Annotated in this window: 9 protein-coding genes; 4 read left to right on the top strand and 5 right to left on the bottom strand. The window is 41.0% G+C overall.

Annotated elements, in window-relative coordinates; all coding sequences use genetic code 11:
- The first annotated feature begins 235 nt into the window (after nt 1-235).
- Nucleotides 236-2,419, top strand: a complete 2,184-nt coding sequence (locus PALPR_RS03805; protein WP_013444295.1) for a TonB-dependent siderophore receptor — start codon at nt 236-238, stop codon at nt 2,417-2,419.
- Nucleotides 2,419-2,976: a PepSY-associated TM helix domain-containing protein gene (locus PALPR_RS03800; RefSeq protein WP_013444294.1), complete on the top strand. Its 558-nt coding sequence runs from the start codon at nt 2,419-2,421 to the stop codon at nt 2,974-2,976. Before PALPR_RS03805 ends, PALPR_RS03800 begins: the two co-directional genes overlap by 1 nt.
- 212 nt (nt 2,977-3,188) lie before the next feature.
- On the opposite strand, the gene PALPR_RS03795 is transcribed toward PALPR_RS03800, so the two are convergent.
- The 3 genes from PALPR_RS03795 to PALPR_RS03785 form a co-directional block, all read right to left on the bottom strand.
- The gene (locus PALPR_RS03795; protein ID WP_013444293.1) at nt 3,189-4,142 is read right to left on the bottom strand and encodes a ketopantoate reductase family protein; all 954 of its coding nucleotides are present in this window, start codon (nt 4,140-4,142) and stop codon (nt 3,189-3,191) included.
- A 292-nt stretch (nt 4,143-4,434) separates the two neighbouring features.
- Complete coding sequence (locus PALPR_RS03790) at nt 4,435-5,268, bottom strand: helix-turn-helix domain-containing protein (protein ID WP_013444292.1); 834 nt, start codon at nt 5,266-5,268, stop codon at nt 4,435-4,437.
- Between the two features lie 177 nt (nt 5,269-5,445).
- Complete coding sequence (locus tag PALPR_RS03785; RefSeq protein WP_013444291.1) at nt 5,446-6,447, bottom strand: bile acid:sodium symporter family protein; 1,002 nt, start codon at nt 6,445-6,447, stop codon at nt 5,446-5,448.
- Between the two features lie 268 nt (nt 6,448-6,715).
- On the opposite strand from PALPR_RS03785, the gene PALPR_RS03780 reads away from it, so the two are divergent.
- The gene (locus PALPR_RS03780; protein ID WP_013444290.1) at nt 6,716-7,594 is read left to right on the top strand and encodes a LysR family transcriptional regulator; all 879 of its coding nucleotides are present in this window, start codon (nt 6,716-6,718) and stop codon (nt 7,592-7,594) included.
- 311 nt (nt 7,595-7,905) lie between these two features.
- Here the strand turns inward: PALPR_RS03780 and PALPR_RS03775 are convergent, their stop codons facing one another.
- Entirely contained in the window at nt 7,906-8,751 is an 846-nt protein-coding gene (locus PALPR_RS03775) for an SDR family oxidoreductase (protein WP_013444289.1), read from the bottom strand.
- A gap of 247 nt (nt 8,752-8,998) precedes the next feature.
- Here PALPR_RS03775 and PALPR_RS03770 point away from each other — a divergent pair, with 247 nt between their 5' ends.
- On the top strand, nt 8,999-9,322 hold the full coding sequence (locus tag PALPR_RS03770; RefSeq protein WP_013444288.1) for a winged helix-turn-helix transcriptional regulator: 324 nt from the start codon (nt 8,999-9,001) through the stop codon (nt 9,320-9,322).
- A 71-nt stretch (nt 9,323-9,393) separates the two neighbouring features.
- On the opposite strand, the gene purL is transcribed toward PALPR_RS03770, so the two are convergent.
- Nucleotides 9,394-13,104 (bottom strand): phosphoribosylformylglycinamidine synthase, encoded by a 3,711-nt coding sequence (gene purL, locus PALPR_RS03765; protein WP_013444287.1) that lies wholly within the window; start codon nt 13,102-13,104, stop codon nt 9,394-9,396.
- Nucleotides 13,105-13,133: the final 29 nt, after the last annotated feature.

Here is a 13,133-nt window from a genome sequence, read left to right as displayed (position 1 = left end):
CGTCAACGTTCATTTCTCAATATGTAATTTGTTGATATAAAGTTTTTTATTCTGTCTTCGGCACTGTAGTATATTGCTGAAAGTAACTTCCTGCAATATTGAGTCTGGAATGGGTTTGCTATATTTTATCCCCATTTGTAATGAGTCCAGCCCTAAATTTTACCTACTTTCTGCGGTTGTAGTCACTTTTTTGCACACCTACCTTTGCAGCACAAATTTATAATAACTCTACAAAATGAAAAAGATACAAACAGTTGTTTTGATAAGTGGATTATTTCTATCCACGCTGAATGCTTTTACTCTACACGCCGAAAACAATACTCCGGCTATTGGTGAGCGTAAATTTTCGATGGGTGATTCTCTCAGTTCCTACGAGCTGAACGAGGTTGCCGTTATTGCGAAAAGTAAAAAGAATCTTGCGGTAGGTAAAATGAATGTCAACGAGATGGATTTACCACAGGCTCTGACAGTGATAGACGAAAATGCCCTGAAGGTTCAACAAATAAACAATATAACTGATTTGCTGAAAAACGTAAACGGTATGTACATAATGGGTACTACCGGAGGATATCAGGAAGAAATAGCTTCGCGCGGAACAAACCTGACCACCAGCAACACCTTTAAAAACGGAATTCGCTATTACGGAGGTATGAAAACTGAAATGAGTGGTGTTGAGAAAGCCGAAATTCTGAAAGGAAATTCTGCTTTGCTGTTTGGTAATGTAGCTGCAGGCGGTGTTCTGAATCTGGTTACTAAAAAACCAAAATTCGACTTTGGCGGCAATGTTGCAATGACTTACGGAAGCTTCGATCGTTTCAAACCTCAGTTCGACATTTATGGTTCGTTGAACAAGCAAAAGACGATAGCATTCAGATTGGATGGTTCGTACGAACAAGCCAACAGTTTCAGGAAATTCGTAGAATCGAAAACGTATTACATAAATCCGTCGTTGATTTTTCAACTAACTCCTAAAACAACCATTTTGCTTGAAGGCGATTATACCAATAACAAAACTACTCCCGACTTTGGAACAGGCATTGTCAATTACCAACTGGTAGATATACCCAGAGACAGGTTTACAGGCGTGTCGTGGGGGAAATATAAGGCCGAGCAATCGTTTATGTCTGCAAAAATTACCCATGAGTTCAACGATAAATTAAGCCTCTCGTCGCTGACCGGATTGAGATATTATAATACCGACCTGTTTAGCAATGCCCGTCCGAACACCAGCGGAAGTACGATAGCTCAAAACGGTGACTGGAAAAGAAATATTCAGCGTAGTGCGGTGGACGACAATTATTTTATTGAACAAATAGACCTGAATGCCAATTTCAAAACAGGAGCTGTAAGACATCAGGCGTTGGTAGGATTTGATATTGAATCGTCTGAAACACGCACCACCGCTTATAATCCGTTTACAAACTACGATCAGATTAATATCTTCAATGAATACAATCCTTCGTTGGAGCCCACCATTCCTACACTTACTGAAAATACGCTGACTAAGAATCCTCTCGACCGCTATGGAATTTATGCACAGGATTTGATTAGTTTGCAGAAATATGTCAAATTATTGTTGGGTGGTAGGTACTCAAATATCAAATCGACAAGCAATGTTTATACCTATTCTACTCAAAAAACAACGGAAACAAAATCCAACGATAACGTATTTTCGCCTAAAATAGGTTTAACGCTGCAACCCACCAGACAACAATCATTGTTTGCTTCTTACTCAAACTCTTTTGCTTTGAACACCGGAGTAGACATCAACGGTAATGCGCTGGATCCTTCAATTATAGACCAATATGAAATTGGAATTAAAAATAAACTGTTGAACAGTAAACTTTCGGTCAATGCTACTGTTTATCAAATAAACAACAGTAATCTGGCACAGACTTCGCTCGAAAACGGTAATACCAACAGCAACGTAAAGGAGCTGGCCGGAGCTACCAAAACACAGGGTGCGGAACTGGACATGGAATATCTGCCGTTTAATAATCTGAGAATAATGGGAGGATACAGCTTTACAAAGACCACTTACACAAAAAGTAATACCTACGTAGTGGGTAGTGAGTTGAAATACAATCCTAAAAACACAGCCAACCTGAGTGCAACTTACACATTTGATAAAGGCGCATTAAAAAATCTGCAGTTAGGGTTTATTTCTTCTTATGTGGGCGAGCGCTTTGCCGGACGATCTACCCGGGTAACCGTTCAGAACGATGCTTATAAGCTTATTCCGCTTTCGGCTTATTTCACACACGATATTACCCTGGGCTACGATGTAAATAGATGGAACTTCAAAGCCAAGTTCAGCAATATAACCAATACGCTCAGTTATAACGTGCACGATGACAATAGTCTGAATCCGATTGCTCCGTTCAACTTTAGTATTAATGCTCAATACAATTTCAACTAATGATCAACAGAAAGAAAATCAGAAATCTCCATGCCAATCTGGGCTACTTTTATGTCGGGCTAATCATTTCTTTTGCCCTGTCGGGTATATTTATGAACCACCGGCAGTCGTGGCATCCCGACAAATACACCACTGCTAAAAAGGAAATTATGCTTGCTCAGCCTATCGAAGAATCGGCCATCAATGAAGACTTTGTGGCGGAATTGGTCAAGAAACAAGGCATAGACGACAAGGTAAAAAGACACAATGTTCGCAAAGGCGAGTTGAGAATATCCTGCACAAACTGTGATATTGATATAGACCTTAAAACAGGCAAAGGCGAGATTACCGAATTCATAAAAACGCCCGTTATTGGGCACATCATGGATTTGCACAAAAATATCTCCCAATGGTGGATTTATTACTCTGATATTTTTGGTCTGTCGCTTATAATTATAGCAGTCACGGGTTTGATGATGAAATCGCCGTCGCCTGCCGTGAAAAAGAAAATCTGGTTATTAGCCATTTCCGGATTGTTATTTCCTCTTTTGTTTATGTTTGTACTTAGTAGTATTTAGTTTTTACCAAACCTTAATTAAACGAAAACACCTTTGCCCTAAACCGGCAGAGGTGTTTCTTTTTATGGAATAGACTTATGACTCTGATTTGCTGATGTTTGTGGTTGTTTTGTGCACTGTGTATCGGGGCTTAGGTTTTCAGCCTGTCAATACCGAGGCTTTCGGTGTGTCTGAAACGAGGCTTTCATAATCGAACGATCTGAGTATGCTATCTATTCAATTGTACTTTCATTAAACTCCTTCAAAAAAGGCATATCAACATGCAGTTTTTCTCCACACTCAATTATGTCTTCAAGCATTTTTTTCATTTCAGTGGGAGAATGCTTGGTATGTCCATCAAACATAATGGACAATGCTTCATTAGCGTAAATCTTTTTAGCAATAGACACACTAATAAACAGGGGCAAATAATATAGTTTGTTCGCTTTTTCTGTTTTAGGGTTAATTCCTCTTTTTAAACAAACCTCAAGTCCTTCGCGGATAGATTTTATTGTTTCTCTGATAATTTTTGAATTACCGGCAAAAGCTTTACTACCTCCTGCTTTTATTATTCCGGCCGACAGACCTGCTGCAATGGCATAATGAGTAATAAGCCAAACCTTGATTTGAGTTGAAATTACAGGCTTAAGATTTGCTTCTTCCAATGCTTTCGCCATTTTATGTACACGAGCTGTCGTTTTTCCGTTCAATTCTCCGAGTGGAGTGTGAGAGTATTTTAAACCGGAAATTGCGCTGCAAATACTTTTGCTATCCCGACCTCCTCCGACCATAAAAGGAAAACCAAAGAAGTATTGTTCTGGAGAAAGATAGTTGGCTATTTCGTCAAAATCGTTCCACATATTTTGGAAGAATAGAATATGTGCTTTCCCTGCCGATTGACTTAATACTGGTAATATTTCCCTTAAACAAAGGTTATTGGTCGATACGATAATGTATTCAAAATCATTTTGCGAGGATAGTTCCTCAATCACATTGGGGCGGAAAATGATTTGTTTTATCTGTTTCTGACCCCCTCTGAAATCGGCACAATGTATAGCAATCCCATCTTTATCTGCTTGCTCTTTCTTTTCTTTCCGCACTAAAACAGTTACATCATGACCGGCTTCGGATAGCTGCCAACCGTAGGTACAACCAACTATTCCTGCACCGTAAATTAAAATCTTCATACTGAATAAATTTAATGATTATCCTTCGTAATATCTAATTGATATAGCTAAGATTGCTAATGACCGACCTCGTCCAGTGAGCCGAAAAACAAGTGAAGATGGCGTTGAAAATCTTCCTTGCTTGAGCGACGAAGGAGTGAGTTTGGAAGATTTTAGCCATCGAACGTCCGTTTTTCGAGTGAACTGGGCGCAGTCTTGAACTTTTTTGCTTCGTTTTTTGGTTCAAGCCAAAAAATGAAGTGGGGTTTAGGGGCGAAGCCCTTTTAAAACTAGCTTTATCTTCATACTAAATCTACTTTAATTGATACTTTGTATCGATGAAAAATGTTTGAAATAACGACATGTAGTCGGAGTAAGGATCGCAATTGGCGATAAACTCTGTTGGTTTATATCCTGAGAATGTTTTGAAATCTTTGATTAAATGAGACCGATCATAATACCCCTGTTTGTAAGCTAAGTCATCTAAACTAATTAGCGGTTGGGTTTGAAGTGTGTGAGTGGTTTTTGAAAAACGGGCGATTTGTAAGAACTCCTTCGGGTTTAAGCCGACATAGTCTGTAAAAATGCGTTTGAATTGTTTTTGGCTCAAGCAAGCCTCATGTGCCAGTGTGGAAACATTATTTCCGCTATAATTGATAGTTCCGATAGCCGATGTAAGTCGTTTATAGTTGTAAGCTTCAAACCGATAAAGACGATTCAACAAGAACCGTTCAATCTGATGGACGCAAGTTTGATTGTCTGCAATAGCCATTAAGCGATCTTCCAATTCCATAATTTGAGAGTCGCTCAAAGCATCAATCTCTACATTCTGTCCTCTCAATTCGTCCATTGGCATGCTAAAAAATACTTTAGCTCCAATAGGTTGAAATACAACTATAATCAGATCAAGCTTTTCAAAATACATATCAGCATAAGTTGTTGATTGTCCAAAGAGATGTGATCTGGGCTGAAAACCTTTTTCGAATGATGAGTATATTTTGTCTCCACGATTAAAAACAAGTCCCATGCTTCCGCATGGAATAGCACGTTGCGATCCGTTCGCAACGCTATCCACCCATAAAAACCAATATTGCTTAACATAAGGTGCAAGCAACGCGGAAGGTTGTATGATTTGAAACTTATCCATCTTTAGTTATGCAAAAATAAAGATATTGTTTCGTTTGAAGCGTGTAAAAAAAGGACATTTTAATTCAATCGCTGAATAATAAAAAAACACGACCCTGCATAAGCAGAGTCGTGATTGCATGTTTTGTGTCGTAAGTTTAATTTATTGCTTATTTCGAATTCATCTTATAAGTGCAGGCTACAGAGCTGCACAAGCAGGTGATGCGTCTTTTTTGATTTGTTCGCAATCAGTTTCAGTCTCTTTACGGTTTTGGTAGAGCTGATACGAGTTGTACACATTGTGCCAGATACTATAAAAACCACCGGCCATAGAAGTCACCGGACTCATAAAAGTGGCACCTAACCAAATGGAGAAAACGGTGCTTTTCTGTCCAAGACTTTGTCCACCTCCAATTCGGTCATCGTATTGTAATCCGATTTTTTGTCCAAGGGCAAACTGAACTATACAAGTGATAAGTGAAGCCACGGCAATACCAACGAGTAAAGTAATAGCTACATCAGTGTGAACAATGCTTCGTACAGTAACTCCTACAGCTATGGCCAAAGCTACAGCCCATAAGTAGAATGCCAGATCTTTGAAAGTAAGCAGTTTCGCGTGTAGTTTAGGTAAATATACACGAACTCCCCAAGCAGCTACGAACGGAAGCATAAGCAATGGAAACACTCTGCGCAGGATAAGCAGGAACGATGGAAAAAAACTCAATGATGGATTGGGATGCACCATGGGTAATGCCAACGGTATGACAATGGCAGAAACCATGTTGATAATGATGGTGTAACTTACCAGCGATTGCGTATTTCCGCCCAGTTTGCCTGTAATGACGGCTGCGGCAGTGGCGGTGGGAGTAATCATACAAATCATGGCTCCTTCGAGTACAACACGATATTCGGTGTCGGGAAAGAAAACGAGCGGTAAGCCCAATAGACAAAAGGCACCTACCTGAATAAGCAACATCCACAAATGCATGCGGGTGGGATGCAAATCACGCGGATTGACCTTACAAAAGGTGACGAAAAGCATCAGAAAAATCAACGTAGGTTGCGCGAGGTTGATAAATTCGTTGGCAAATGGTTTAACGGGTGCCAACATCGGAATGTTCACAAAAATGAAGTAGGCAAGCGCACCGGTGATCATGGATAGCGGAAGCGTCCAGTTCTTGATAAATCTTATCAGTTGCATGTGTAAATAAATGTTTTTTAGTTGCAGGCAAACTTCTCATAGTTTTAGTATCGTTGTTATACTTTGACTCTTGATGGTTTCCTATTGTTTCTTGTTTCGGGTGCAAAGTTAGTGTGTTCATTTCAACCGATTCTTATTTTTATTAGGGATAAAATCTATGAATTAATCGGTATTACCTATCGATTGTAATATGTGCTAACTAAAAAGTTTCGATTGTGTTTTCAGCCTCAAGATGAATGCCGTATCTTTGTGAAATAAATCCCTGTATATGGAAATAAGACAATTGAAATATTTTATAAAATCGGCAGAATTGTTGAATTTTACGGAAGCAGCAAAGGCTTCTAATATTGCAGAAAGCACACTTTCACAGCAAATTAAACAATTGGAGATAGAGCTGGATATATTGTTGTTTAAGAGGATAAAAAAGCGCATTGAACTGACCGAGGCCGGTGAAATGTTGCTGCCGTATGCCCGAAGAACAGTGGCGGGGTCGGAGGATGCGATACAACGGATGAAAGATTTGCAGAACCTGCATACCGGAACGTTGCGTATTGGCGGTACGTTCAGTCTCTGCTCATTACTGACGGATACGTTGTTGAAATTCTCCCAGAAATATCCCAACATAAAAGTTTCGGTAGAATGTCAGACGGCCAACAAACTATTGGAGCACCTGAAAGATCATAAACTGGATTTGGCACTTTGTTTTGAATCACCACTGCCGTTTGAATCGGTTGAAAGCGAGTATTTGTTTGATTCCCCCATGTGTGTAATTATGCATCAGTATCATCCGTTGGCTGCTTTGAAAGAAATACCCTTGGTGAAATTGAACGATTATCCATTGGCACTTACCATCAAAGAGATGCATGCCCGGGCTATTTTCGATAATTTCTTGCTGGCGAACAAACAGAAGGTGGAACCACAGTTGGAGTTGAACGATATCAATATCATGTTTCAGCTCGTCAAAACCAAGCATTGGGTTACTATTTTACCAAAGTCGACGATTATCAATGAAAAAGAATTGAAAGCTGTACCTATAGCCGAAAAGGGTTTGAATATGCGGGCTGCTCTTATGTGGCTCAAGGATAATTATCAGAAAAAAGCAGTTACCGAGTTCTCACAAATGTTATTGAAGAATCTGAAAGGATAAAAAAATCACGACCCTGCTTAAGCTGAGTCGTGATTACATGTTTTTTGCTGTCTATTCATGATTTAAGACGAATATATGTCGGTGAGCTGCACCTATTTTATTTCTTTTCAACAATATTCTACAAAGAGTTTGGTGCTCTGCACCTTACATTTCGGAGCATTCAAAGGGACAGAGTCCCGAACTATTTGTAGAAACGTAATGATTATTGAATCCTGAGGTGCAGCGCACCGATATATTTTTTTCGGATAATTTATATGCTTAAGGATGAACCTTAAAATATTTTTACCTGTAGCCTCAAGAAAATAGCTGTATTAAGCTATTGCTTTAGCAACAACTTCTGCCAACGGTGTTGTAGGGCGACCAATAAGTTTTGAAAGTACATGCGAATCGTCAAACAATCCACCTTTCGATGCGCCTGTGTCCGAATCGGCCAACATTTTGGCTAAGCCTTCGGGCAAACCAAAGCTTTTCAGAATATCTGTATATTGCGCTTCGGTCAGATTGTTGTAAGGAACGGTTTTTCCGGTTTGCTTCGATATTTCTGCTGCCAGTTCTGTGAGCGTATAGGCTTCGTCACCGGCCAGTTCGTAGGTTTTGTTTTCGTGACCTTCACCCGCCAATACCACAACTGCCGCTTCGGCATAGTCTGCACGTGCTGCAGAAGCAATTTTACCATCACCGGCATTTCCAATGAATGCTCCGGCACTAATGGCACCTTTGGCTGAGCCGGTATAGTTTTCGGTGTACCAGCCATTACGAAGAATGGTGTAAGTTAGTCCTGATTCTTTTAGGGCAACTTCGGTTCCTAAATGCTCTACTGTCAACGAAAGCGGCGAGCTGTCGGCATGTAAAAGGCTTGTATACACAATTTGTTTCACGCCCGCTTGTTTGGCAGCGGCAATCACAGCTTTGTGTTGCGGTAAACGTTGTCCGATTTCGTTACCCGAAATCAGTAACAATTTATCAACTCCTTGCAACGAAGCTGCCAAGGTTTCTGCTTGTGAATAGTCAAATGCACGTGTTTCCACCCCTAAATCAGCGGCTTTTGCCGGGTTCCGAACTAAAGCTACTATTGTTTCGGCAGCTACTTTTTGTTTCAAACCTTCAATCACTAAGCGACCTAATTGACCTGTCGCACCTGTTACTCCAATTTTCATTTTTTTTGTTTCCTTTCTTTATTATAACCGATTTGTATATTAATTTCCAAACTCAAAGTATAAAACAAAATATAGCGTATTTTGATTGATTTGAAATGATTAAATATTGAATGATATTTAATTTATCGAAACACGCTATTGATATTATTCTTACTTTTGTTACGCAAAGTAACTAATAATAGTTTATATAAGAAACAGGTTACTTTCTTGTAACCAATAAAATAGTAGTAACCTACAAGTAACTAATATGGCAAGATTAAAAGAAAAGACTCTCTGTCCGGTAACTGCAACACTTCAACTGATAGGTGGAAGGTGGAAAACCATCATATTGTACTCACTTTCCAACGGCACAAAACGGTTTGGTGAAATAGCCGTTCGTATTCCCGATATATCCCGCAAGGTTCTCACCGAACAGCTTAAAGAATTGGAAGAAGATGGACTTATTCTAAGGGAGCAATTCAAGGAAATACCTCCACGTGTAGAATATTCACTTACCGATATGGGCAGAAGCCTTTCGCCGGTAATTAATGAATTGGAAAAATGGGGATTGGAAAATGTTTTGGCAAGCTGATTTGAGTTTGTATAAAAAAAGTCACGGCCTCACTTATGTGAAGCCGTGATTCTATAATTAAGGACTACCTACTACTTACTAGCAATCGTCTTTTCTACCCATTTCCGGGCATTTACAAACGCTTCCACCCATGGAGTGATCTGGTCGTTGTTTTTGCGGTCGGCAGGGTAATGAGCCCATTGCCAAGGGAACACGGCACGTTCAGGGTGTGGCATCATAGCCAGGTGACGACCATCTGCAGAACAAATACCGGCTACACCGTAGTCAGAACCATTCGGGTTAGCTGGATAGCTTGCATACGAGTATTTAGCAATGATGTTGTATTCGCTTTCCGGTTTTGGAAGGTAGAATTTTCCTTCACCGTGAGCCACCCAAACACCGAGTTTGCTGTTGGATAATGAACCCAGCATTACCGAATTGTTTTCTGGAATAGTTAAGCCCACGAATGCAGATTCAAATTTATGAGAATCATTGTGCAACATGCGTGGTTTCACATCGTGTTCCTGATTTACCAATCCAAGTTCTATCATCAACTGACAACCGTTACAAATACCCAAACTCAGGGTGTCTTGTCGGCTGTAGAATTTATCCAATGCTGATTTTGCTTTTTCGTTGAAAAGGAAACCACCTGCCCAACCTTTGGCTGAACCAAGAACGTCGGAGTTAGAGAATCCACCACAGAACACAATCATATTTACGTCTTCCAGCGTTTCACGACCTGTTGCAAGGTCGGTCATGTGAACGTCTTTTACGTCGAAACCTGCAAGGTAAAGTGCATAAGCCATTTCGCGGTCACCGTTTGTTCCTTTTTCGCGGATAATGGCTGCTTTCACGCCACTAGGTTTGCGATCTTGTGATATGTTGAATTGCGAGAATTTGCCTTTGAAACTATCGGTAAATGCAAATTCCAACGGTTGATTTTTGTAGTTGTTGAAACGAGCCGAAGCGCAGATTTCGCCACTTTGTTTGCGATCAAGCAAGTAAGACGAGCGGAACCAGATATCGCGCAGTTCGTTGATGGAGAATGAATAGGAAGCTGATTTCTTCTTGATTTCCAAACGACGTTCGGCAATAGGAGTAGCTATACGGGCATAACCAACTCCATTTTCTTCAAGCACTTTCTCTACTACTTTGCGATCTTTTACCTGAATCAATACACCCGGATTTTCAGCAAACAAAATGTTTACCAACGATGTTTCGGCGATTCCTTCGAGGTTTACACTTAAACCACCATTTGCATTAGCAAAACACATTTCGAGCAATGCGGTAATCATACCACCTTCCGAAATATCGTGTCCTGCCAGAATCAAACCTTTGTTGATTAATTCCTGAATGCTGTCAAAAGCTGCCTTGAAGTATTCCGCATCTTGCACAGTGGGTACTTCGTCGCCTAACTTGTTAAGTGTTTGTCCCAATACCGAACCACCAAGTTTATGGTTGTCAAAAGAGAAGTCAACGTAATAAATTGCCGATTTAGGGTCGTTTACCACTACCTGACTTACAGTTTTCTTTACGTCCGATACTTCAGCGCCGGCCGAGATAATCACCGTTCCGGGTGAGAATACTTTGTCGTCGCCATATTTTTGAGTCATCGAAAGTGAGTCTTTTCCGGTAGGGATATTGATGCCCAATGAGCAGCAGAAATCGCTACAAGCTTCAACGGCTTTGTAAAGACGGGCATCCTCGCCGGGATTGTTACAAGGCCACATCCAGTTGGCACTCAACGATACGCTGTCCAGTCCGTCGGTCAATGGTGCCCAAACGATATTGGTCAATGCTTCAGCTACAGCCAGTAACGAACCTGCTTCAGGATCTACCATAGCTGCCAGCGGTGCATGGCCGATAGAAGTAGCTATACCTGCATTACCACGATAATCAAGTGCTACAACTCCAAGGTCACTCAATGGCAATTGAATTTCGCCTGCAGTTTGTTGGCGGGCAATTTTACCTGTAATAGAGCGGTCTACTTTATTTGTCAACCAGTCTTTACAAGCTACCGATTCTACCTGCAATACGTTTTGAATATATTCCTGTAATTTTTCTTCGCTGATTTCAACCGGAGCAAATTTTTCTTCAATGGTGCTGTCGGTCATAATCGTACGTGGCGGTTTACCAATCATATAATCCAGACGCAGGTCGATAGGTTTTTCGCCATCGGCTTGTTCGAATACAAATTTCATATCGCCGGTAGTTTCACCCACTACATACATCGGAGCACGTTCGCGTTCGGCAATTCGCTTCACCGATTCGATAGCCGATTCAGGAAGTACAAATCCCATACGCTCCTGACTTTCATTACCCACAATTTCTTTGGCACTCAAGGTTGGGTCACCGACAGGAAGTGCAGATAAATCAATTTTACCTCCGGTCGATTCTACCAATTCTGATAAACAGTTCAGGTGTCCGCCTGCACCGTGGTCGTGGATAGAAACGATAGGGTTTGTGTCGGCTTCAGCCAATGTACGAATTACGTTCGAAACGCGTTTCTGCATTTCCGGGTTGGCACGTTGTACGGCATTTAACTCAATGGCGTTGTCGTATTCGCCTGTCTGAACAGACGATACAGCAGCACCTCCCATACCAATGCGGTAGTTGTCACCACCCATTACCACCACTTTTTCGCCAGCTTCTACTTCGCCTTTCAAAGCATCGCGCATGGTCCCGAAACCAACACCACCGGCCAACATAATTACTTTGTCGTAACCGAATTTCTTGTTGTTTTCTTCGTGCTCAAAAGTCAGCAACGAACCACAAATAAGCGGTTGACCAAATTTATTTCCGAAATCCGAAGCTCCGTTCGAAGCCTTGATAAGAATTTGTTCAGGTGTTTGGTACAACCATTTGCGTGGATTGATAGCATTTTCCCAGCTGCGCGAATTGTCGTTGCGAGCGTATGAAGTCATGTAAACCGCTGTTCCGGCAATTGGCAAACTGGCTTTTCCACCACCGAGGCGGTCGCGAATTTCACCACCGGCTCCGGTAGCTGCACCGTTGAAAGGTTCAACGGTCGTAGGGAAGTTATGTGTTTCGGCTTTCAATGAAATAACCGATTCAATTTCTTTGATTTGGAAATAATCTGGTTTGTCACCGCTTGCCGGAGCAAATTGCTCAATTTTAGGACCGGCGTTGAAAGCCACGTTGTCTTTGTAGGCCGAAACCAGTTTATTTGGATTTTCTTCTGATGTTTTGCGAATCATTTTGAACAGGCTCAGTTCTTTTTCTTCGCCATCGATAACAAACTGTCCGTTGAAGATTTTATGACGGCAGTGTTCCGAGTTTACCTGCGAAAATCCGAAAACCTCACTGTCAGTCAGTTTTCTTCCAATTTTTTCGGCAATTCCGTTTAGATATTCAATTTCATCCGGACTTAATGCCAATCCTTCTTGCGCATTATAAGCAGCAATATCATCGATGTAAATAATAGCATCAGGCTGCTTATTTACAGTAAAAATTTCTTGGTCCAGACCTGTGTATATCCGCTGAAGCATAGGATCATATTCAAGACCTCCTTTAGCAGATGGGGTACTTGGAACCAGACTATACTCTTCTATACGAATAATGCCGGAAATTCCCATATTTTGGGTGATTTCAACGGCATTCGTACTCCATGGGGTAATCATTTCGCGGCGCGGACCGACGTAATTTCCTTCGACAGTTTCGGTTTCGAGCAACTTAGCTTCACCAAAAAGCCATTCTAACTTTCGTACATCGTCAGCCGCTATAGGATGACTGGATTGTACTGCGTAAAGATGTTGGGCGGGAGTTCGGAAAAATTGAATCATTGTTTTATTTTGAAGTTATAGAAGTTTCT

The organism is Paludibacter propionicigenes WB4, assembly GCF_000183135.1.
Lineage (GTDB): Bacteria > Bacteroidota > Bacteroidia > Bacteroidales > Paludibacteraceae > Paludibacter > Paludibacter propionicigenes.
The sequence above is the reverse complement of the archived record's forward strand: the minus strand, read 5'-3'. Positions and strand labels throughout refer to the sequence as shown.